Source organism: Chitinophaga sp. LS1, from assembly GCF_034274695.1.
Lineage (GTDB): Bacteria > Bacteroidota > Bacteroidia > Chitinophagales > Chitinophagaceae > Chitinophaga.
On the sequence record NZ_CP128362.1, the window covers coordinates 5163743 to 5187111 of the forward strand.

Consider the following 23369-nt stretch of genomic DNA (forward strand, 5'->3'; position numbering starts at 1 on the left):
GCTTTTGCTGTAGGCAAAAGCTTTTTAGTTTGGTTATTCGCCATTTGGGGGCTATCCATAAATCACAATACTCGTGGGTTGTAAGGCGCTTTTTTCATTTGCCTTCAGGGAATTTTCATGATTCCCCGAGTCTAATATTTTATTCCATTCTTCTTTGAAGGTAGGCAACTCATATTCTAAGGTCTCATCGGAAAGATTGAATAAGCATAACAAATGCTCCAAGCCATTTCTACTCTGCCGATGCAATACATACCCTTTTTCTCCTATCAGCTGCACAAACAAATCATCCTTACTGGTATTCTGCAAAATCTCATTATCCCGTCTTAATTGTATCAATTTCTTATGCCATTCTAATAGCTCTTTATATTTACCCTGCTTCCTTTTTCCCCAATCCAGCTTTGACTGAATAAACGTTTCCTCAGATTGTGGATCAGGAAACATCTCGCCTTCTTTCAAAAATGACTCAAATTCTTTTTTCCGACCTTCCTGAATTCCTTTAATATGTTCCTCTTCCTTATAACTTACAAAAAAGAAAAATGGATTATCCTCTCCATATTCCTCCCCCATAAACAACATGGGTACATACGGTGATAAAAAGATCGCTGCCGCCGCTATTTTCAATCTTGCCTGATCAATGAGTACTGATAATCTTTCTCCTTTCACTCTATTCCCAACCTGGTCATGATTCTGGTTAAACACTACAAAATGTTCTCCTGTAATACCCGCAGAGCTACGCCCATACCGCCGTTTCCTGAACTGCACATATTCTCCTGTATGCACGAATCCATCTTTATATGCCTTCGCTAATTGTTCTAATTTATTAAAATCCGCATACCGGGATTGCCCTGCTTTGTCCAATAGTACGTACAGTATATGATGAAAGTCATCCAGCCACTGGGCATCTAATCCCATACCCCCATCGCAGGGGCTTTTCATTATATTCGGTGAATTCAGATCGCTCTCGCCAATGAGGTAGTATTTCCGCCCGGTAGTAGCTTCTAATTCTTTCACCTTATCATGGATCACCTCCCACAACGTCACCGCACTATTGTCAAAAATACAATGCACCGCATCCAGTCTTAAACCATCAATATGATACTGCTGAAACCAATGGATTACATTATTCGCAAAATATCCCTTAGGACCGTCAGAATAAGCCCCATCGAAATTTATAGCACTACCCCAGGGAATAGCATAGATCTCCGAAAAATAAGGCCCAAAATGGTCAAAATAGTTGCCTTCCCCACCCAGGTGATTGTACACCACATCCAACAACACGGCGATACCCCGTTGATGACAGGCATCCACTAATTTTTTCAATCCTTCCGGTCCGCCATAAGAATGATGCACGGCATACTGATACACCCCATCATACCCCCAGTTCCGCTCACCGGGAAACTGACACACGGGCATTAGTTCCAGTGCATTGATGCCGGTCTCTTTCAGGTCGTCCAGGTAAGGAATGATCCCTTCAAAGGTGCCTTCCGGAGAAAAGGTGCCTACATGCAATTCATATAAAATCAGGTCCTTAAAAGGCAAGCCATGCCATTGCAGATCCTGCCACTGATACGCATCGTGATCCACCACAGCAGAAGGTCCAAAGATATCCTGTGGTTGCCAGCCGGAAGCGGGGTCGGGGAGATCTTTTTCATCGATATTATAAAAATAGGTAGCGCCGGGAGGAACATTTTCTACCGTAATAGTAAAATATCCTTCCGCGTCCTTAGTCATTGCCATGGACCTGTCATCCGGGGTGATAAGATGAAGTGTGACCTGCTCTTTTTCCGGTGCCCATACGCAAAAAGTACATGTATTATCCGGCTTGTAAAAAGCCCCTGTGTTTTTCATATCGCGGCAAACTTATGCAGGACTATAAGAAAAGATTATGCCGTGTTATAGTTTGGCAGAAATGTTGTTCCGATGATGAGAACCTAAATCGGATCTTATGGACAAAAAATGGTGGCAGACAGGTATTATCTACCAGGTATATCCCCGTAGTTATCAGGATAGCAATGGCGATGGCGTCGGAGATCTGAAAGGCATTCTGCAAAGACTGGATTACCTGCAGTGGCTGGGTATAAACGCAGTGTGGCTTTCACCTATTTATCCTTCTCCGATGGCGGATTTTGGATATGATATTTCCGATTACACAGGTATCCATCCATTGTTTGGCAATATGGCAGACTTCGATCACTTACTGGCCGAAGTACACAAGCGGGGTATGAAGTTACTGCTGGACCTGGTACCGAATCATACATCAGACCAGCATCCCTGGTTCCAGGAATCCCGCTCCAGCAGAGATAATCCGAAACGTGACTGGTACATATGGCATGACCCACAGCCAGATGGCGGAGCACCGAACAACTGGCTGAGTATGTTTGGTGGCATTGCGTGGGAGTGGGACCACACTACCCAGCAGTATTATTATCATGCATTCTTAAAAGAACAGCCCGATCTGAACTGGCGCAATCCCCAAGTGCAACAGGCGATGTTTGATGTGATGCGGTTTTGGCTGAAGAAGGGGGTAGATGGATTCAGGGTAGATGTGATGTGGCATATGATCAAAGATGCACAGTTTCGTAACAATCCGATTGATCCAAATTATGAACCGCATATGAGCACTTACTCGCAGTTGCTACCCGTGTATTCAACAGATCAGCAGGAAGTACACGAACTGGTGCACCAAATGCGGTCGGTGATGGAAGAGATCGATGATGAGCGGGTGATGATCGGCGAAATTTATTTGCCCATACATCAGTTAGTCACTTATTATGGCAGTGATAATAAGGGGGCGCATCTGCCATTTAATTTTCAGTTGCTCACACTTCCCTGGCAGGCGTTGCAGATCGCTTCGGCCATTGATCAGTACGAAGGGGCTTTGCCTGAAAATGGTTGGCCGAACTGGGTATTGAGCAACCATGATCAACACAGGATAGCGAGTAGGGTAGGGACACAACAGGCACGGGTAGCAGCGATGCTATTACTGACATTGCGTGGTACGCCTACGATCTATTATGGTGATGAAATAGCAATGCGCAACGTAGCGATACCAATTAATGAAGTGGTAGATCCGCAGGGATTGAATATGCCTGATAAGAACCTAAGCAGGGATCCATCGCGAACGCCGATGCAGTGGGATAATTCAGTTCATGCAGGATTTACAGCTGGCAAGCCCTGGCTAAGATTGTCGAAGATCTTTCACAGGGATAATGTAGAGATGCAGCAGCATGATGTTTATTCTATGCTGACATTGCACAGGGAATTGATCACATTAAGAGCCAATGAACCGGCATTGGCAGCAGGGAGATATGTACCTGTGTTTGCTGATAACCAGATGCTGGCATATATAAGAGAAGCAGCAGATGCAGATACGTTTTTAATGGTATTAAATCTGACACATTTGCCTTGTTATTTCAGACCCCCTGATTTTAGTTTTTCTGGTAAGGTGGAAATATCTACAATACCGGAATCTGAAGGAATTCAATTGAGTGATACGATTAGTTTGGATGGAGATGAAGGTTTAATAATCAGGTTAGATAAAAAGTAGTTGTTTCAAAATAAATACGCCTTCCCGGAATTACTTCAAGGATGAACGATCTCCATCAGGAACCCGAATAAACCTTCATGAAAGAGGTAATTCACCAACGGGGAATGAAAACCATTTTCAGAAAAAGGAGCGTGTATCAAAAGTAAGATACGCGCTCTATTCATTCGGATACCTGATGGAGCCAGGTTTCCATTTATGCAGTTCTAAGGAGGTTCATTTGTTTTTGATACATCCTGCTTTTTATTCGGATACCTGATGGAGCCAGGTTTCCATTTATGCAGTTCTAAGGAGGTTCATTTGTTTTTGATACATCCTGCTTTTTATTCGGATACCTAATAGTGCCAGGTAGTATAGAAATAAAGTTCCCGAAATGAATGTAATCTGCTGATAATGAATGCTATATTTTCATGAGATATATAGACAGTTTATGAGGGAAATTCCCTTCCTTTGCATTGCTTTAATCAGCACATACCAATGTTTGACGAACATTCACAGCATCTGCGTAAATTTTTGATTGCTATCAACTACAAGGGTCAGGCTTATTTTACGGTTCATGGCATGGATTTCACCGTTACAGATGTGAATATTAATAGTAGTAAGGTATTACTCACCGGGCAGGATAAATGGTGTTTTTTCCGTACCAAAACGGAACTGGCTGCCTATATAGCGCAGGCGGATCATCTGTGGGATGCGGACAATATGAAGGAATGGGCCAAAGGGCTGGATGAGCTTTCAAAAGTGAACGCAGAGATCGACCTGGATTTTATGCTGACAGCGAAGGACGATATTGATGATTACTATGAATTGTATAATACTATCACCTTTGTTGAAGATTTTGCGGAACAGATCGATGATGAAACTATGTATGCCCTGACCCTGGGAAGCTCCACAGTCCGGGAATTCTTCGATGCCGCTGCGGACTATTTTCTCTGGAAAGACGGTGATAAGGAAATGCTGGCCATCAGGGGACCCCGTTTACTCCTGGCTATCAATAATATTTATAAGGAATTAGAAAAATGGATTGAAGTGTAATAACATGTATATACAATAATAATTTATGTAACGCTGCAATACCCATGGACATAATTATCCATTACATTCGTTCTGTTCCCACGTTTAAAAAAAAAATCGTTGTTATGCCCGATCAAATTATAATCAGCCGCGAAGATGCCATGACTTTACTAGCCTGGCAAAAGCTCCTCACTATGCATCCTGAAAAAAGAAAGGACATCGTCGCAGAAATATTAATTGAATCAGATAAAGCAGATGAAGAAATCGAAGATGCACATGTAGATGGTGCTGAATATAATCATGATATCGTTGATTATCTCAGGTCTGGATTACTCAATGTTACCAATGAATTTATAGAAGAAGATCTCAAAGAGTTATATCATCATGATATAGGGATTGAGGGTGAGCCACTGATATATGAACCCTGCCCTTGTTGTGGATATCGTACTGTAGAAGAATCTGCTGGTTATGATGTATGTCCTAATTGTTATTGGGAAGATGATGGCAATGATGATCCAACTAAATATAGTTCCGTTAATCACTTAACCCTGCAACAGGGAAGAGATAATTTTAAACAGATGGGGGCCTCTGATCCGGCTTATATTGACATCGTGAACAAGCATCCGAACAAGTACCTGAAAGCTTAACCCAGACTACCTTTTCATACATCAGTCAGCTAATTCGGTTTGGAAATGGCATCCTGTTTGTTATTAGAACGTTAAAACAGTTTTAAAACAAGGAGGGACACATGAAAAAGGTAGTTTTATTAATGGCCTTAACAGCATTTTCAGTTGTTACATTTGCGCAAACGCGATCAGAAGAGGTAACCAGTAAGAATTCATGGCTGAAGGTAGGTGTCAATGCAGGCGTGCCTTTTGGTAATCTGTCGAAGACGAGCAATTTTACATTGGGCGCTGAATTGAAAGGACAGGTAATGTCTACAAATCATGTTGGTTTAGGTTTGACGACAGGGTATAATCATTTCTTCCCGAAGGATGGGTTTAATAATTTCGGGACAGTTCCATTAGGCTTATTCGTTAGGTACTATCCAAAGAGTCATGGATTCTTTGCGGGTACAGATGTTGGGTATAGCTTTGTGACAGGTGTGGATGGTGCTACTGGTGGCGTGTATGTGAGGCCTCAGTTAGGGTATCATAATTATAGCTGGAACTTGTTTGCATTTTATAATGGGATATTCAGGAGTGAGGAGAATGGAAGTAGTATGCAGTATGCCGGGGTAGGTGCGACTTATAATATTCATTTTCACAAGAGAAAATAACGAAAGAAAAAGGTCTGCCGAAGGCAGGCCTTTTTCTTTCGTACAGGTATTTTTTAATCCACTGATTATAAGCCGCCGTTGCATCTGCTAAATGCGCATTTGCATAACTCACCACCATCCGCTTCAAAATTCCATCCCTTAAAACAGCCACTACTCACTAATTACTCAATTATTCATACATTTGCGTTACCCGAAAGTCTGCATTGTTAAACCAATAAATATAAAAATGAACAAAACCATTCTGGCATCTGTATTCTCGATTGCAATCTTTTTCGCAGCCTGCAAAAGCAAAACTACATCTGAAAACGCGGACAGCAGTGCGACCACTACTACCACCACCCCTTCAGAAGAAAAAGCTACGCCAGCTAACGAGCCTAAATCTTATACTGTCACTTTCAGTCCGGATACCGCTTTCCTGGGCAAAAAGAAAGAAGCATTCATAAGACTGAAAAACGGCAAAGCTGTAGAGCTGTACGACAATGAAGGTAAAGTGACCGGTACAGAACTCACTTATGAAATTGAACTCACCAACAAGAATAAAGTTGGAGAAAGCAGTGTATTCATTAATCCAAACGACTTCCGTCTTACACTGGACAATGGTACCAACATCACGCACGATAACTACCATTCTGTATCTGCTGATGCGGAATCTACAAAATCATCTGAAGAGAATAAATTCAGACTGCCTGCCGGCACTAAGCCAAAGACGCTGAATCTCTTCCTCGATGAAACAAGAGTAAGTGTAGGAGTGGAAATGAAATAGCCCGAAAGGGAAATCATTCAAAAGGAGATCACGCAAAGTGAAATCACCCGGAAAATGAAATCACTCAAAGTCAACTAACTCATAAAAGGGCTGTTTTTGAATAAAGACAGCCCTTTTACTTTTTCCGCATTCGTAAGTACCTTCCCAAACTCCCCACAGATAATCGTTTTAACAAATTTTTAAACTTTTCCCGATTGCGTAAATTCTCCCCGATTCCGGGCTGTAATTTTGCGTAAATTTTTTTGCATGTCAGGAATGTTTAGGATCACACTACTTCTTATACTATTTTGCTTTCCAATTGTACTATTTGCACAATATAGCGGCGCCATTACCGGCCGCATTACCACCTTCGATGGCCAACCAATTGAACTGGTTTCAGTTTCTATCGTTGAATTACAGAAAGGTACCCTTACTGACAACGATGGTAATTATAAAATAGAAGACATCAATCCTGGTACTTACACCCTAAGGATCCAGCTCCTTGGTGCTGCACAAAAAGAATTCAGTGTGGCAGTGACTCCCGGCCGGCCGGCTGTACTTGATTACCAGTTATCCAAAGAAAATATCCAGGTTTTACAGGAAGTGCGCGTAATCGGGAATGTCAATAAGTTCTCCAGGAAAGAAAGCTACTACGTAAGCCGTCTTCCCCTGAAGAACCTCGAGAACCCACAAGTTTACAACGTGGTGCCAAAGGAACTGATCGTAGAACAGATGTCCGTAGACCTGGGTAGCATATCCAAAAACGTACCCGGTGCGGGTATTCCCATGATTGCTAATCAGGGTCGTGTTACCTTCCGCCAGCGCGGTTTTGAAACAGAACCCAATGCGCGTAACGGTGTAGCTGGTGCAGCTTTCGCCACCCTGGATCCTGTGAACCTGGAAAGGGTAGAAGCTATCAAAGGCCCGTCTGCCACCCTGTTCGGTACCAATATCTCCAGCAGCTACGGTGGTTTGTACAACCGGGTTACCAAGAAGCCTTTCAACGGTTTTGGTGGTGAGGTTTCCTTTACCGGAGGTAGCTGGAACTACAACCGTCTAACCGTAGATGTCAATACACCCGTTAATAAAGAGAAAACAATGCTCTTCCGTCTGAATGGTGCTACTACCTTCCAGAAGAGTTTCCAGGATATGGGCTTTACTAATAACCTGAGCCTGGCGCCAAGTTTCTCTTACCAGATCACGGATCGTCTTTCCCTGCTGTTAGATGTGGAATTTGGGCAGGAAAAAGGTACTTCTGTAGTTCGGTTCAACCCTTACACAGGTGGCGGTAAAACGCTCTCTATTGCCGATATGAAGTTCCCTTACAAGCGACTCTTCCTGAGCAATGAACTGGCTTACCAGACACAGATGATGAACATCTTCGCCCAGATCAACTATAAGATCTCCGATCACTGGACCTCTCAAACCGTGGTATCCCGTGCCCGTTCTTCCATCAATGGGTATATCAATGCGCTGAATGGTCGTACGGATTCTACCCTGCGTGCCAGTGTGATTTCGGGTTATACTACCTTCATCGCTACTGATATTCAGCAGAATTTTATAGGTGATTTCCGCATCGGTAAATTCCGCAACCGTATGGTAGTGGGCTTAGACTATTATAGTAACAGCAACTCTTTTGACAGAACGACTGTGGCAGGACCCACTATTAATTTCCAGCATCCGGGTGCCAACTATCGCCTTAGTAAATCCAAAGTCGATTCATTAGTGGCAGTGGCTACCGGTACCGCTATCCGTAACGAAAACAATGGTGATAATAGCTATGCAGCATATGCTTCTGATGTGTTCAATATCACAAAGAACCTGATGGCCATGGTGAGTCTGCGTGTAGATTACTATCGTGCACAGGGTACGCATAGCATTGTATACGACACCACTGCTGCGGGTACCAATTATCACCAGACAGCCCTGTCACCAAAACTGGGTCTGGTGTATGAAGTGCTGAAAGATAAGGTGTCCGTATTTGGAAGCTATATGAATGGCTTCTTCCATGAAACCGGTACTGACTATGCGGGCAATGCATTCAAACCGGAAGAAGGTAACCAACTGGAAGGCGGTGTGAAAGTGGATGTATGGCAGCATAAACTGGTAGGTACTTTGAGCTACTACGATATCCAGGTGAAGAATGTGATCATTACCGATCTGGAGCATGATGGTTACAGCAAACAGAATGGTACACAACGTAGCAAGGGGCTGGAAGCTGAGATCACTGTAAACCCGGTTAAAGGGTTGAACATCGTGGCAGGTTATGCATATAACGATAGTAAATATACAAAGTCTGATAGTGCTACACTGGGTTTAAGACCAGCATTATCCGGTCCTCCTAATATGTGGAACTTCTGGGCGAGCTATCATATTTCCAGTGGTAAACTGAATGGGCTTGGATTTGGTTTTGGTGGTAATGGTGGCGATATGTCTTATCAGACAAACACACGCACTACCAAAATTACCATTCCTTCTTATGTGATGCTGGATGCATCAGTGTTTTATGAGAGATCTAAGTATCGTATTGGTGTGAAGGTAGATAACCTGACCAGCCAGAAAGCATGGTCTGTAAGGTTGACACCGCAACCACCGACAAGGGTGTTGGGTAGTTTCGCATTAAAATTCTAAATAAAAGGGGGAGTCTCGAAGCCATGTTTCCTTTTTCAAACATAAGAACTCAAAACTTCAAGACGCCCCTTTTTTATTCGGGTACCTGATGGGGAGAATTCTCATGGCCTTCCTGTTACTCAGGATATATCCCCATTTTCAAAGAAAATGGTTTTCATCCCCCGTTGGTGAATTCCCTCTTTCATGAATGTTTCTTATAATAAGAATAATTACATCGATATCTGACTTTATTATCATCAATCTCCCCAAAATAGACCTTTAGCGTCACGGTTTCACCCACCTTACCACTACCTTCAATCTCCAGCCAATACCCATGCGCCATGCTCAAAAGTGGCATTACAATCTCCACGATAACATCGATTACTTTTTTCATCATAGAACTTATATATACCTTTGTACCATAATATTAAACCAATATTCATGAAAAACGTTGTACTTGCCAGTACTTCTACCCTTTACGGTGAAAAATACCTTCAGTACCTCCTCCCGGTCATGCAGGAACTCTTTGCCGGTATCGATGAAATCATCTTCATTCCTTACGCCCGTCCAGGTGGCATCTCGCACGATGAATACACTGCCCGGGCTAGCGATGGCCTCGCCACTATCGGCATCCATGTAAAGGGGCTTCATACTTTCGCAGATCCTGCACAGGCTATCCGCGAAGCCAAAGGCTTCTTCACAGGTGGCGGCAATACCTTCGTCCTGGTAAAACAACTGCATGAGCTCAAATTAATGAACCTGCTCAGCGATGTTGTCTCCAAAGGCACACCTTATATCGGCGCAAGTGCCGGCAGCAATATCGGTGGTGTGAATATGCAAACGACGAACGATATGCCGATTGTATATCCGCCCAGTTTCCATACCATGGGTTTAATGCCGTACAATTTAAACCCGCACTACCAGGAACCAACTCCCGGTGTTCCTCACATGGGTGAAACCAGAGAAACCCGTATACTCGAATTTCATACCCAGCAATCTATTCCAGTGATCGGTCTGCGCGAAGGCAGTTGGATACGTATCAAAGGAAATGAAATCCGCCTTGAAGGCTCCATGCCTGCAAAAATATTCGAACAGGGTAAATCACCTTACGAATTATCAGCAGGCAGTGACATTAAAATCTAAATATGATACTTAATATACGTTCCCTTCGCAGGCAGATCAAAGCACAGCGATACAAGGATATTCCTGTTACGCTTAGCCTGCTGTTTATTCCTATGGCATTGTCCTTACTGATCACGGAAGAGATCAACACCGCATGCATCCTGTTATCTGCATTCATAGCGGTTTACGCAGCTGGTGCACTCGCGATAAAAAAGCGAAGACCATTGTTTTTCAGGCCGCTTCTCATTGCAGCCGCAATACTATTCGTGATTGTTTTAGAAAAGATCATTTAAGCAGAAAGAGGGTGAACTCAAAAGTTAGATACACCCTCTTTTCATTCGGATACCTGATGCAGCCAGCGCCCATTTTAAGCGATTTTCAGGGGGCATTTATTTATAATACACCCTCTTTTTAATATTTTTTTATCACAGTCTAATTATCTTTTCGCTTATTTAACATTATGTTTTGTTAATTCTAAAAAGTTTACTTAAGTTTAACACATCATACTTATTTACTTCCTCTGAAACACCTTCTCCATCTAACCTTTTTCCTGTAGAGTTTTATCTCCATTTTATCCTAGCTGTAATCGTTGCGAAAGACATGTGAATATTTGAACGAACAATGAACATGAAAGAAGGGCAATCACTTATTAAATGTAACAAGGAGAACTTAGCTGTGTAATACCTACACTAATGGAATAATAATTTCCAAAATCTTAATTCGCTGCATGTTCCACGTGCAGTAAACAGGAAGCTATTATCAAAAAAAACAATTCACCCGCATGTCATGCATGTGGTAATGGGGAACTATTTTCAAAATCAAAATGAACTGCATGTAACACGTGTAGTAAGAGGGGAATTATTTTCATAAACAATTTAAACTACATGCCTCGCATGTAGTAAAGGGGATCCTTATATCAAATAGAATAAAATTCAGGCTGTGTCTATAACACAGCAGGGGGAAGTTTTTTGCTTTAACACACTCTATATTATCAACAAAAATTAGCAACTCAATGCAAAGATCGTTTATTGTATGTACGGTCCTGTTTCTGCTATGCGCTTTCGGAGCCATTGCACAGGAAAAGAAAACAGTTTCGGGGTCTGTACAGGATGAAAAAGGCAACCCACTTGTGGGTGTAAGCGTGCAGGAAAAGGGTACCAGCAATGGTGCAAGTACCGGCGACGGCGGAAAGTTTTCATTGAAAGTCGCTCCCGGCGCTACATTGATCTTCTCGTACATTGGTTATCTGAAGCAGGAAGTAGCTGCATCTGCAGCATCTTCTGTACAAATGGCACCCGATCAGACAGGCCTCAATGAAGTAGTGGTTACCGCTATGGGTATTAAAAGAGAAGCACGTGCACTCGGTTATGCTGTAAGCACCGTCAGTTCGAAAGAACTTACCAAGACGGGATCGACCAACTTTGCTTCTGCACTTTATGGTAAAGCAGCCGGTGTGAAGATCGTATCTGCTCCCGGTGGTGCTGGTAGTGCAGTATCCATACAGGTAAGAGGTGTCTCTTCCTATGGGATGAATACACAACCTTTGTATGTAGTAGATGGTATCCCTATCCGTAACTTCAACACGCTGACTTCCCAGTCATGGGGTACGACCAACAGTCGTATTGATGGAAACGGTGCACTTGACATCAACCCGGAAGATATCGAAAGTCTTACGATATTGAAAGGCGCTAGTGCATCTGCTCTCTACGGTTCTGAAGCCACCAACGGTGTTGTGGTAATTACCACCAAAAAAGGTAGCAAAAGCAGGGGCCTTGGTGTAGATATCAATTACACCTATAACCTTGAGAACATTGCGAACAGTCCTGACTACCAGAACGAATATGGTCCGGGCTACGATGCGCAGACCAACGTAGGGAATGGTATTGCTGACTACGAAGGCTGGGTGACCGATTCGGATGGTTCTACGCATCCTTACTATCGTTCTTACGCACAGTTTGGTCCTAAGTTCGACAACAGCTCAGTGAAGTACTGGGATGGTTCTACCCGTACCTATAAGGCCAACAAAAATAACTACAAAGAATTTTATCAGCAGGGTTATAACTCTAACGTGAATATAGCATTGTCAAATGCCAGCGAGAATGGTAATTATCGTATGTCTTATACCCGTACCGATTATAAAAGTATTATGCCAGGTAGCAACCTGAATAAAAACAACTTTAACTTTAACGGTACACTCAAGCTGAATAAAAAAGTGTCAGTGGATCTCGTATCTACCTACAACAATAATTTTACCCATAACCGGGCCTATGCGATGAGTAACATTTTCGGTTCATATGGCGGTTTCTTCAGCCGTATGGATGATATGGGTACGTATTACAACAAGTACAAAACATCTAACGGGTATAAATATGTAACGTACAACAACAGTAACTATGATCAGGATGAGAAGTTAGCTTACAACATACGTGCTACCAACCTGCTGGACTACCTGTATACCAATCTGCGTAACAGTTATGATGAAACACAAAATCGCTTCATCAACAGTATCACGCTGAATGTAAGCCTGCTGGACAACCTGAAATTCCGCGGTCGCATCGGTGGTGACTATACCGGCTGGAGCGCTGCTGATAAAGAACATAATACACAGCCGGCATCGGTGGGTTATACAGGGGCATATTCTTTGGAAACACGTAATAACAACGTGACATATGGTGATGTCCTGTTGACGTATAATCCTAAAATTAATAAAGACTTTGACCTCTCTGCCACAGGTGGTGCTTCCGGTAGAAAACAGACTTATACTTACCAGAAAACTTCGACAGCAGATGGTCTGGTAAATGAGAACTGGTTCAGCCTGAGCAACTCTGCCAGCACTGTTACTGCTTCTTCCGCAAGAGCCACGCAGTTGGATGTGGCGGCTTTCGGTATGCTTAACCTGAGCTATAGGAGTTTCCTTTATTTAGAAGCTACCGGTCGCTATGAAGGTACTTCTACATTGCCATCCGATGTAAACTCTTATTTTTATCCCTCCGTGAATGCAGGTTTTGTATTTTCTGATGTGGTTAAAATGCCTTCCTGGATGAACTATGGAAAGTTGAGGGCATCTTATGGACTGGTGGGTAACCATCCTGCTATTTATGCTGCGAATGTGGCTTACAACCAATACTCACTGGCATACGATGGTGCGACTATTCTTTATCAGCAGCCTAATGCTTCCGGGTTTGGTAATGAAAATATCGTATCCGAACAGAAACGTGAGGCGGAAATCGGCCTGGAAACCAGGTTCCTTGATGGTAAAATCGGCCTGGACCTGAGTTATTACAATAACAAGGTCAATAAACAAATACTTACGGCAAGTACAGCTCCTTCCAGTGGTGCCACATCAGCACTGGTAAATGCAGGTAGTATTTCCAACTACGGTGTGGAAGCTGCCATCAGTGCCACTCCAATAGAAACAAAGAATTTCCGCTGGAGTACCCGTTTCAACTTCGCAATCAACAGGAACAAGCTGACTGAATTGGGTAGTGGTCTTACCAGTCTTACGAATGATGTTGAAGGTGGTGGTTACCTGATCCTGCGCTCTGAAATAGGCGATGCGCTGGGTAATATTTATGTGCACCCGATGACGTCTGATGCCAGTGGTAACAAAGTGGTAAGTGATGATGGTTACTACACCGTAGATGCCAATTCTTACAAATACGTTGGTAACATTATGCCAAAGGTAGTGGGTGGTTTCTCAAACACTATCAGCTATAAAGATTTTACATTAGACTTCACACTCGATTACCGCTTTGGTGGCAAGCTGGTATCTATCCCTACTTACTACCAGGTCGGCGCAGGTATGTTTAAGAGCACCCTGAAGTACAGAGATGCAGCACATGGTGGTATCAGTTATGTTGCGAATGATGATGCAACTGCTGATTACACTGCCAGCGAAAGTGGTGAACGTCATGATGGTTTGATCCTGAATGGGGTAACCTCTACCGGTGCTACCAACACCAAGGTAATTACTGCGGCCGCGTATTACGAGAATACATACAACTGGCGTACAGATGGTGATTATTCTGCTGCAGTATATAATAATAGTTATATCAAAGTTCGTGAAGTAGCATTTTCCTACAGCATGCCTAAAAAAGTCACACAGCGTCTGCATGTACAACAATTACAGGTGTCACTGATAGGTCGCAACCTGTTTTACCTGTACAAGTCGCTGCCTTATGGTTTAGATCCTGAAGTGGCAGTAGGTTCCAGCTGGGTGAACCAGGGGGTTGACAACGGTACTGCCGGTCCTACCCGTAGTCTCGGTGCCAGCTTACGTGCGCGCTTCTAATTTTAATTGCTAAACTATTTGCCTAAATCAGATCACAAATGAAACGTCTATTCATCAATATTGCTTTCCTTACATTACTTGCGGGTACTTTCAGTTCCTGTAAGAAACAGTTGGAAGAGAATTACGCGAACCCGGAGTTGACCACCACCGGCTCCATGGGTAAATTGCTTTCGGGTATGTTCTTAAACAAAAGGATCCATCCTTCTTACTGGGACGGGTATACCTTTATTATGCCTTATACGGCCGGGTATGCACAGACTGCGGCTATTGATCCCACTGCCCAGATGTATATTCCATCTACGACATACACTGAAAACCGTTGGGTAGATTTTTACGATGGTGCTACCGGTACTGATTACAACTATTCCGGTCCCGGTATCATGAGCAATTATCGTGAAATGCAGGCTGCTTATAATGAATTGTCTTCCTCACAACAGGAATTACAACAGGTATTCCTGAAGTGTGCAGAGGTGATCGTTTATGACCAGGCGTCACAGATGATAGACCTTTGGGGAGATATACCTTTTTCAGAGGCCAATTCCCTGAACTCAACAAAGTCGCTCAGTTATGCAGCATTCGATGATGCCGCCAGCCTGTACGACACGATGATTACAAACCTGAAAGTGCTCAATACATACTTTGATACCGCTTCCCTTACTACTGCCATTACGACAGAATTGGCAAAACAGGACCTTATGTTTTCCGGGGATCTAACCAAATGGCAGCGTTATGCAAATTCATTGCGCCTGCGTTTGCTGATGAGGATATCCAATTATGATGAGTCGACTGCAAAATCAGAAGTCACTACCATGCTGGCAGATGCAGGTACATATCCAATGATTTCTGCCAATGATTACAATGCGGTGGTCTGGATGAGCCCAAGTGCTTTAAAGAGTGATTTATATGATGTGTTCAGCGGTTACCCATACGCACCTGCTTACCTGCTGGATACGCTGATGGTCGCAAATGGTGATCCGCGTACAGATGTGTTCTGGGATGCAGATGGTACGAATGGTTTCAAAGGATTCCCATCCACTGGTACATCTACAGAATACGAAGCAGGTGGCTATGCTACATATGATTCTGCAACTTTCTTTTACAACTATAATATTCCGGCCGTGCTGATGACCGCTGCAGAAGTGAGCTTCCTGAAAGCAGAAGCAGATGAAAGATGGAGTCTCGGAACAGCGCAGACTGACTATGAAACTGGTATTACTCAGTCTACCGCTTTCTATTATAGTATCAATAGCAAAATGGTGCTGAAGAGTGGTGACTGGACTGCGCTGACTGCACCTACAACTGCTACCATCAGTACTTACCTGCTGCAGAGCGATATTGCCTACAGCGGTACCACTACAGAAAAGCTGGCCAAGATCTACACGCAGAAATGGATGAACTTCTTTATTCTGCAATCGGGCCAGGCATGGGCAGAGTACAGAAGAACCGGTTATCCGGTGCTGAGCTTTGCTACATCCACTTCTTCCAGTGGTAGTACACCTCCAACCCGCCTACTTTATCCGTCTTCGGAACAACTGTATAACAGTGCTAACTATTCTGCGGTATCTGGTAAAGATACCAGGGATACGAAGATCTTCTGGGATGTTAATTAGATAAGTAGAGATAAGTGTTTAGTCAAACGGGATGTATCTTCTGGTACATCCCTATTTTTTTTATTTTAAGTGATTTTATTTTCCCCCCTTTAATTCTCACATCTTGTCTTCAGCACCTGCAATATATTCCCCTGTATATCCTTCATTATCCACTGCGCCCACACACTCGCATAAAAATTTAATGTCGTATTCAACTTGAAATGACTATACAAATGCACCCTGTAATAATCCTTCCCCAACTGCTCTAACTCATACGTTCCATTCAGCACATCAAAAAAATCTCCGCCTATCACAATATGTTCATCCATCGTAGTGGAAGGAATCTCATAAGGATTTGCCTTTATCGTAAACACCATTTTCTGCTGCGCTACATACTCCGTTACCGTTTCATGAAACACTAATCCTCCTGTAAATATCGCTTCACGAACGCCGCCTACACCTGTATAATCCAGCTCCGCTTTTACAGGTCTTGGAAAATCCAGCATCTTTGTCAGCCACCCTTTATCCTGCGAAGCAGGGATCTCCCTCACCCTCGTTACATTCTCCCAGATCTTTCCTGCCGGTGCATGAATATCAATATGCGTATCTGCTTTATACCTGCCCGGGATCGCCCCGATCAGGTGCTCCACAGGTGCTACTACAAATGGTAATAACACCAATACCAGCGACACCTGCAATTTGTTTTTATCTCTCAGTTTATAATGCCTCGCAATCAATCCCCCAATAGAACTCAAAGCCAGAAACAATGGCATCGCCATGACCCAGCATCCCCAACCTTCCGTTTTAAACAGCAACGTGATTATCATAAAAACAGTCACTGTCAACCACGGCATCAATGCACTATAAATTTTACTCAATACATCTTCTCTTTTGGAAACAAAAACCGTCAAAGCCCCCATACCCATCGGTACCCCAAAGAGGAACCCGATCGTCATCAATCCCCATAACCCTTCCATAGTTCCGGAACTGAAAATAAAATGAGATAGTATCGCTACACAAACAGGTACAAGAATAACCGCTACTACCCGCAATGCATTTTTTATCATATAGGTATAATTTCTAAAACATAAATATAATCCAATCTTTATTTTCTCAAAGAATCGATTTATAATTGTTCTAATGACAATTATATTTTAAATTCACCCTGAAATTACCCGTTATAGAAAAAAATATTCTGACTAATAGTAGCACTGTACGTAGTTAAACCGATGATTTATACGAACTAAAACCCGGTTGCATCAGCATGCAAGGGCCCTTGCCATGCTGTTCAACATTCACCTCACATTTCCACTTAAACGTAAAAAAAGACGTTATGAAATTGCTTTACGCTTTTTTAGCGTTGCTGCTGCTCGTTTACGAACGGGCATACCCTCAGCAGCACGATCTGCAAACCTTTAACGGCATTGTCACAGATTCTGCCAATAACCCGATTCCCGGTGCCACCATAGCCGTCAAAAATGGTAACAAAGGCGTCGTGACCAAACCTGATGGCACCTTTTCACTATCTGCCATTCCCGGAAGCGTGGTGACCGTCAGTATCATCGGTTACCAGACCCGCGAAGTCACCCTCTCAGGCAACAGCCGTATCCAGATCTCCATGACCTCCCTGGCCAGTAACCTGACCGACATCGTCGTAGTGGGATATGGTGTGCAGCGCAAGGCATCTGTTACAGGGGCCGTAAGTACCCTGAAATCGGACGATCTGGTACGTACCCCTGCCACTACTACCTCCAGCGCTTTGGTGGGAAAAATGCCCGGTATTACGGCCAGAGCTGCCGACTCCCGTCCCGGTAATGGTACTTCTATCCAGATCCGTAACCTCGGGAACCCACTTTTTGTGATAGATGGGGTCCCTTACACCGGTAGCACCACTACCACTGCCTTCGGTTATACCACCGGCTCCGGTCAGGATATCTTTAACAACCTGGGACTGGATGATATCGAAAACATCACCATCCTCAAAGATGCTTCCGCCTCTATCTACGGTCTCCGCGCCTCCAACGGGGTCGTTCTTGTAACCACCAAAAAGGGCCGCAAAAACGACCAGCCGAACATTAACATGAGCGCTTACTATGGCTTCCAGAACTTTACCCGCTACCCACATCCTGCCAATGCCGGTCAGTATGTACGCGCACTGGTGGAATCCGAACAGAACCTGGGCCGTGATCCTTCATTGCTTTACACAAAAGACGAACTGGCAAAATGGGAGGCCGGTAAAGAAAAAGGCTACAAAAGCTATGACTACTACAAAGAAGTACTACGGCCCAATGTTCCGCAGTATTACCTGAGTGCCAACGCATCCGGTGGAGGTCCCCGCAATAGCTACTATATGTCCGTAAGCCGCCTCAAACAGGAAGCTGTGATCAAAGACTACAACTACGAGCGTACCAACCTGCAGGCCAACCTCGAAAGCAGCCTGGCAAAAGGTCTCAAAGTAGGTACCCAGATCAGTGGCCGCCTTGAAAAACGACACAATGTAGGCGTACCAGGTCTGGACGACTTCTTCAACCCATTCCTCAGTATCTTCAGCATGTGGCCCACCGAAAGTCCTTATGCGAACGATAACCCGAAATACATCAACCAGACCCACAACGTAAATGTGAACCCTGCCACCTACAAAGACGACATCACTGGTTATGTAGACGAATGGTGGCGTGGCATGAACGTAAACCTGAACGCCCAGTACGACTTCGATTTCGGTCTCACTGTAAAAGGCATCTACTCTTACAACTACATGAACGAAGAATTCGACGGCTTTGAATATACCTGGGACGCTTACAAATACGACGCGACCAACGACAGCTATTATACTGAAGCCGGTTTTGGTAACCAGAACCCATGGCGTGAAAGACACAAGCGAAACGTGATCTCCCGCTATGCTCAGTTCCAGCTTAGTTACAACCGCAGGTTCGGGGATCACAATATATCTGCTGTAGGTGCGTACGAGCTTTCTGACTACGATAACTCTTATTACGTAGTACATACTATTCCAACTAACAACTATGTGCCTACACAATACCTCGTGGAAGAAGACTATCTCTCCGACGAATGGTCGCTGGAAGCAAGAGCCGGTTACATCGGTCGTATCAACTACGATTACAAATCCAAATACCTCGTGGAGGTACTGGGTCGCTACGATGGTTCTTACATCTATGCGCAGGGCCACCGCTGGGGTTTCTTCCCGGGTATATCCCTTGGCTGGCGCGTAACACAGGAGTCTTTCCTGAAAAAAGACTGGCTGAATGACCTGAAGCTGAGAGTGTCCTATGGTGAAACAGGTAGCGAAATCGGGTTCTCCGATGGCAGCGCGCCGACTTCATTTGGTTACCTCGCAGGTTATAACTTTAATCAGGGTGGTTCTGTCCTGAACAGTAGCTATGTAATCGGTTTGCGCCCCCGTGGTTTACCTGTGACGGAGCTGTCATGGGTAAAGAACAGAACCTGGAACGCCGGTTTTGATTTCACAGTTTTGAATAATAAAATGAACGGTCAGTTCGACGTATTCGAACGCCGCCGCACAGGTCTGCCTGCTGCCCGCTACGACGTACTGTTGCCAAGCGAAGTAGGGTATACTTTACCCAACGCCAACCTGAATGCAGACGCCACCCGTGGTATAGAAGGTATGGTGACCTACATGGGCCAGCGTGGCAAGGTGAATTACAGCATTGGTGTCAATGCCACCTTTGCGCGTTTGAGAAGTCTGCATACGTACAAACCCCGATTTGGCAACGGTTGGGATGAATACCGTAACTCTATCGAAAACAGGTGGGCGAATGAAACCTGGGGTTATCACGTAACCGGCCGCTTCAACTCTGAAGACGAAATCAAAAACTATGGTATTGATAATGACGGACAAGGGAACCGTACCGAACTACCCGGCGATTTCAAATACGAAGATGTAAACGGCGATAAGATCATCAATGGCATGGACCAGCGTCCTATTGGCTATGCGCAGGGTGCACAGCCTTACATGAGCTTTGGGCTGAATGCCAGTATCGGTTACAAAGGGTTCACATTGAGAATGGATCTGGCAGGAGCTGCTATGCAGTCTTTTCTGCGTGACTGGGAACTGCGCTATCCATTCCAGAACAATGGTTCTTCTCCCGCATACATGCTGGCCAACCGCTGGCACAGGACCGATCCATACGATAACAGCAGTGCATGGGTAAGTGGTAAATACCCCGCTATCCGCAAGGACAATACCACACACGTGAACTACCAGGTAAACGATTTCTGGATTACGAACGTACACTACCTGCGCCTGAAGAACCTGGAACTGGCATACAATTTCTCCAAAACCCTCGTGAAGAAAATGGGGCTTTCTGCACTGCGTGTGTATGTAAATGGTACTAACCTGTTTTCATTTGACAATGTAAAGGAGTTTGAAATTGATCCTGAAATCAGTTCTTCCAATGGCCTGGTTTATCCGCAACAACGCTTGTACAATTTCGGCTTTAACGTGTCATTCTAAAAATGAATGAACTAAAGGTAAAATTAATTCCACCTGCGGTTGCGAAGCAACCTTTAAAAATCGTTGTATGAAAAAACTCTTTATACTCCTCCTCTTTCTGCTCTCCACCAGCTGTATGAAAGACTGGCTGGACCGGGAACCCCGCACCATCCTTTCCGACCAGCAGGTATGGAACGATCCTAAACAGATCGTAGCCCTCCTCGCGAATTTTTACGATCGGCTGCCTGCCGAATCAGGGCTTGTAGATGTCAATGACGGCTCCGATGGCCGCCTGTTCCAGTGGCGTGATATGGCCAACTTTGACGATGCCATGTGGAGTGGCCAGTCCAACGAAGATGGCCGTAACAACATCACCTCTTATAACTACAACAGCTGGTATCTCTGGAACTACACCTTTATCCGCGACCTCAATCTCGCATTGGAGAACATTGCCACTTACGGTGTAAACCTCACAGACGACCAGAAAAAACAATATAGCGCTGAACTCCGTTTTCTCCGTGCTTTCAATTACTTTGAATTAGTAAAAAGAATGGGAGGAGTGCCACTCATCACCACCCAACTCATCTACGACTACAGCGGCAATGTATCTAACCTGCAGCAGCCTCGCGCAAAGGAATCAGAAGTATACGACTTCATTGCCAGCGAAGTAGATGCAATTAAAAATGACCTTGGCAATGATGGCAGCGCTTCCCGCGCTAACAAATATACAGCGCTGGCATTGAAAAGCAGGGCGATGCTGTACGCTGGTTCCATCGCTAAGTACAATGGTCTCATGGCTGCACCCATCAGCACCCCTAATGGCGAAGTAGGCATTCCGGCTGCTATGGCGAACAACTATTACCAGCAGTCACTCGCCGCTTCACAGGAGATTATAAACAGTGGCGCTTATACTTTGTACAGGAACAATCCTGATGCAGGGGAGAACTTCTTCGAAGCAGTGACAAAGAAGGCATCCAACAAAGAAGTGATCTTTGTAAAAGATTATCTCCTGCCTACCCGCAAGCACGTGTTCTCTTATGACAATATCGCCCGTGGTATCCGTGAAGACAACCTCGGTTCGTCCTCCATAACACCCTCATTAAACCTTGTGGAAAGCTACGAATACTTAGATGGTACCAGCGGGGCATTAAAAATCCGCACTGCGGACAACAGTGATTTTATTTACTATGACAATGTGCAGGATATCTTTGCCAACAAAGACGCCCGCCTATATGGTACCATCATCTATCCCGGCACCACTTTCAAAGGCTTACAACTATCTATTCAGGCAGGTGTAATGGCATGGAACGATACCCGCAACGCCTACGATATCGTAGAAGGTAGCGACCTTGGCACCACTTACACAGATGGTAAATTGCTGACTGGCACCTCCGGCCCTCACCGCTCTATACAGGAAGTCTCCAACACGGGTTTCTACCTGAAAAAGTTCATTGATCCGAATGATAAAACCAGTACCCGTGGTGTACAGAGTGATGTATGGTGGGTATGGTTCAGACTCGGGGAAGTCTATCTCAATGCAACAGAAGCCGCCTTTGAATTAGGTCAGACCGGCATAGCGTTGAATTATATCAATACCCTGCGCGAACGCGCCGGTTTCCCTGCGAACAGCGTGACAGTGTTAACGAATGAACGCATCCGCAATGAGCGGAGAGTAGAACTGGCTTTCGAAGACCACCGGTTATGGGACCTGAAGCGATGGCGTATTGCAGACAAGGTATGGAATGGCAGCACATCCAGTGCCGATGCTATGATCTATGCGTTGTATCCTTATAGGGTGATCCGTCCCGGAAATGCACACGATGGCAAGTATGTGTTTGTAAAAATGGTAGCGCCCCGTTTCCGCGCACCCCGCTTCTTCCAGCTGGGTAATTACTACACTGCCATTGACCAGTCTGTACTGAACAATAATCCTAAGATTATTAAAAATCCATTCCACTAAACGTTATGAGATACTTATTGCTCACATCCCTGGTGCTGATATTCGCAGCAGGATGTAAAAAAGATAACTTCGAAAAGCCAAAGTCTACACTCACCGGCCGTGTTGTGTATGATAAAAATGCAATTGGGGTACGTTCCAATGGCGTACAGGTAGAGCTGTGGCAGCATGGATATGAATTGTTTTCGAAGATCCCTGTATATGTAGGACAGGATGGGGCTTTTTCTGCTATATTATTTGATGGTGATTATAAATTAGTATTGCGGCAGGGGAATGGCCCCTGGCTGGATGATGCGGATTCGCTTGATGTAAAGGTGAATGGATCTGCGAGTGTAGATATTTCTGTGAATCCTTATTTCATTATCAGCAATGCGACATTTACAAAAAGTGGTACGTTGCTCACAGCGACTGTATCCATACAACAGATCAACAATAATCTGCCACTGGAATCAGTGAATCTTTATATTGGAAATACCAATATTGTAGACCAGGTGAACAACATCAAAAGCACGGCTGTAACGCCTGATATATCAGGGCCGGTCACGATACAAGTGACCTTGCCTGCGGATGCGGCGTATTATGCAAGGGTAGGGGTGAAGACGGCTGGTGTGGCAGAACAGGTGTATTCTGAAGTGAAAAAAGTAGAATAAAAGCATTCATGAAAGAGGGAATTCACCAACCGGGGATGAAAACCATTTTCAAAGAAAAAGAGGGCATAAATAAATAATTAAAACCTCTGAGAATCGCATA

Annotated in this window: 16 protein-coding genes; 13 read left to right on the plus strand and 3 right to left on the minus strand. The window is 44.3% G+C overall.

The features are described 5' to 3' along the window. Nucleotides 1-51: 51 nt before the first annotated feature. A complete protein-coding gene (gene treZ / locus QQL36_RS21310; protein WP_321566695.1) occupies nucleotides 52-1848 on the minus strand; it encodes a malto-oligosyltrehalose trehalohydrolase in 1797 nt (598 codons plus the stop codon). 97 nt (nucleotides 1849-1945) lie between these two features. Between treZ and QQL36_RS21315 the strand changes: the two genes are divergently transcribed. From QQL36_RS21315 to QQL36_RS21340, 6 genes are all read left to right on the plus strand, one after another. Continuing rightward, nucleotides 1946-3547: an alpha-amylase family glycosyl hydrolase gene (locus tag QQL36_RS21315; RefSeq protein WP_083728955.1), complete on the plus strand. Its 1602-nt coding sequence runs from the start codon at nucleotides 1946-1948 to the stop codon at nucleotides 3545-3547. 474 nt (nucleotides 3548-4021) lie between these two features. Beyond that, complete coding sequence (locus tag QQL36_RS21320; protein ID WP_083728953.1) at nucleotides 4022-4579, plus strand: hypothetical protein; 558 nt, start codon at nucleotides 4022-4024, stop codon at nucleotides 4577-4579. A gap of 104 nt (nucleotides 4580-4683) precedes the next feature. After that, nucleotides 4684-5205, plus strand: coding sequence for a CPCC family cysteine-rich protein (locus QQL36_RS21325; protein WP_220388844.1), 522 nt, complete (start codon nucleotides 4684-4686; stop codon nucleotides 5203-5205). A gap of 101 nt (nucleotides 5206-5306) precedes the next feature. Then, a complete protein-coding gene (locus QQL36_RS21330; protein ID WP_321566696.1) occupies nucleotides 5307-5837 on the plus strand; it encodes a hypothetical protein in 531 nt (176 codons plus the stop codon). 226 nt (nucleotides 5838-6063) lie between these two features. Beyond that, nucleotides 6064-6600 (plus strand): hypothetical protein, encoded by a 537-nt coding sequence (locus QQL36_RS21335; RefSeq protein ID WP_321566697.1) that lies wholly within the window; start codon nucleotides 6064-6066, stop codon nucleotides 6598-6600. Nucleotides 6601-6846: 246 nt separating this feature from the next. Further along, nucleotides 6847-9210, plus strand: coding sequence for a TonB-dependent receptor (locus tag QQL36_RS21340; protein WP_321566698.1), 2364 nt, complete (start codon nucleotides 6847-6849; stop codon nucleotides 9208-9210). Between the two features lie 181 nt (nucleotides 9211-9391). Here QQL36_RS21340 and QQL36_RS21345 read toward each other — a convergent pair whose 3' ends face one another. Further along, nucleotides 9392-9586: a hypothetical protein gene (locus QQL36_RS21345; protein ID WP_321566699.1), complete on the minus strand. Its 195-nt coding sequence runs from the start codon at nucleotides 9584-9586 to the stop codon at nucleotides 9392-9394. Nucleotides 9587-9630: 44 nt separating this feature from the next. On the opposite strand from QQL36_RS21345, the gene pepE reads away from it, so the two are divergent. The 4 genes from pepE (at nucleotide 9631) to QQL36_RS21365 (ending at nucleotide 16212) form a co-directional block, all read left to right on the plus strand. Then, a complete protein-coding gene (gene pepE / locus QQL36_RS21350) occupies nucleotides 9631-10332 on the plus strand; it encodes a dipeptidase PepE (RefSeq protein ID WP_321566700.1) in 702 nt (233 codons plus the stop codon). A gap of 2 nt (nucleotides 10333-10334) precedes the next feature. Further along, nucleotides 10335-10604 (plus strand): hypothetical protein, encoded by a 270-nt coding sequence (locus QQL36_RS21355; protein WP_083730425.1) that lies wholly within the window; start codon nucleotides 10335-10337, stop codon nucleotides 10602-10604. A 719-nt stretch (nucleotides 10605-11323) separates the two neighbouring features. After that, a complete protein-coding gene (locus QQL36_RS21360; protein ID WP_321566701.1) occupies nucleotides 11324-14602 on the plus strand; it encodes a SusC/RagA family TonB-linked outer membrane protein in 3279 nt (1092 codons plus the stop codon). 38 nt (nucleotides 14603-14640) lie between these two features. After that, nucleotides 14641-16212 carry a SusD/RagB family nutrient-binding outer membrane lipoprotein gene (locus QQL36_RS21365; RefSeq protein WP_321566702.1) on the plus strand — a complete coding sequence of 524 codons (1572 nt, stop codon included), beginning with the start codon at nucleotides 14641-14643 and terminating at the stop codon, nucleotides 16210-16212. 89 nt (nucleotides 16213-16301) lie between these two features. Here the strand turns inward: QQL36_RS21365 and QQL36_RS21370 are convergent, their stop codons facing one another. Further along, entirely contained in the window at nucleotides 16302-17258 is a 957-nt protein-coding gene (locus QQL36_RS21370; protein ID WP_321566703.1) for an SRPBCC family protein, read from the minus strand. A 266-nt stretch (nucleotides 17259-17524) separates the two neighbouring features. Between QQL36_RS21370 and QQL36_RS21375 the strand changes: the two genes are divergently transcribed. From QQL36_RS21375 to QQL36_RS21385, 3 genes are all read left to right on the plus strand, one after another. After that, nucleotides 17525-20683, plus strand: coding sequence for a TonB-dependent receptor (locus QQL36_RS21375; RefSeq protein WP_321566704.1), 3159 nt, complete (start codon nucleotides 17525-17527; stop codon nucleotides 20681-20683). A 67-nt stretch (nucleotides 20684-20750) separates the two neighbouring features. Beyond that, nucleotides 20751-22622: a RagB/SusD family nutrient uptake outer membrane protein gene (locus QQL36_RS21380; RefSeq protein ID WP_083722898.1), complete on the plus strand. Its 1872-nt coding sequence runs from the start codon at nucleotides 20751-20753 to the stop codon at nucleotides 22620-22622. A gap of 5 nt (nucleotides 22623-22627) precedes the next feature. Then, nucleotides 22628-23269 (plus strand): DUF3823 domain-containing protein, encoded by a 642-nt coding sequence (locus QQL36_RS21385; protein ID WP_083722897.1) that lies wholly within the window; start codon nucleotides 22628-22630, stop codon nucleotides 23267-23269. Nucleotides 23270-23369: the final 100 nt, after the last annotated feature.

What these genes read in the sequence shown, in the direction of transcription:
- QQL36_RS21380 (WP_083722898.1), top strand. Translation starts at nt 20,751, where the DNA reads ATGAAAAAACTCTTTATACTCCTCCTCTTTCTGCTCTCCACCAGCTGT.
- treZ (WP_321566695.1), bottom strand. Translation starts at nt 1,848, where the DNA reads ATGAAAAACACAGGGGCTTTTTACAAGCCGGATAATACATGTACTTTT.
- QQL36_RS21345 (WP_321566699.1), bottom strand. Translation starts at nt 9,586, where the DNA reads ATGATGAAAAAAGTAATCGATGTTATCGTGGAGATTGTAATGCCACTT.
- QQL36_RS21375 (WP_321566704.1), top strand. Translation starts at nt 17,525, where the DNA reads ATGAAATTGCTTTACGCTTTTTTAGCGTTGCTGCTGCTCGTTTACGAA.
- QQL36_RS21365 (WP_321566702.1), top strand. Translation starts at nt 14,641, where the DNA reads ATGAAACGTCTATTCATCAATATTGCTTTCCTTACATTACTTGCGGGT.
- QQL36_RS21340 (WP_321566698.1), top strand. Translation starts at nt 6,847, where the DNA reads ATGTCAGGAATGTTTAGGATCACACTACTTCTTATACTATTTTGCTTT.
- QQL36_RS21385 (WP_083722897.1), top strand. Translation starts at nt 22,628, where the DNA reads ATGAGATACTTATTGCTCACATCCCTGGTGCTGATATTCGCAGCAGGA.
- pepE (WP_321566700.1), top strand. Translation starts at nt 9,631, where the DNA reads ATGAAAAACGTTGTACTTGCCAGTACTTCTACCCTTTACGGTGAAAAA.
- QQL36_RS21315 (WP_083728955.1), top strand. Translation starts at nt 1,946, where the DNA reads ATGGACAAAAAATGGTGGCAGACAGGTATTATCTACCAGGTATATCCC.
- QQL36_RS21320 (WP_083728953.1), top strand. Translation starts at nt 4,022, where the DNA reads ATGTTTGACGAACATTCACAGCATCTGCGTAAATTTTTGATTGCTATC.
- QQL36_RS21335 (WP_321566697.1), top strand. Translation starts at nt 6,064, where the DNA reads ATGAACAAAACCATTCTGGCATCTGTATTCTCGATTGCAATCTTTTTC.
- QQL36_RS21370 (WP_321566703.1), bottom strand. Translation starts at nt 17,258, where the DNA reads ATGATAAAAAATGCATTGCGGGTAGTAGCGGTTATTCTTGTACCTGTT.
- QQL36_RS21360 (WP_321566701.1), top strand. Translation starts at nt 11,324, where the DNA reads ATGCAAAGATCGTTTATTGTATGTACGGTCCTGTTTCTGCTATGCGCT.
- QQL36_RS21325 (WP_220388844.1), top strand. Translation starts at nt 4,684, where the DNA reads ATGCCCGATCAAATTATAATCAGCCGCGAAGATGCCATGACTTTACTA.
- QQL36_RS21355 (WP_083730425.1), top strand. Translation starts at nt 10,335, where the DNA reads ATGATACTTAATATACGTTCCCTTCGCAGGCAGATCAAAGCACAGCGA.
- QQL36_RS21330 (WP_321566696.1), top strand. Translation starts at nt 5,307, where the DNA reads ATGAAAAAGGTAGTTTTATTAATGGCCTTAACAGCATTTTCAGTTGTT.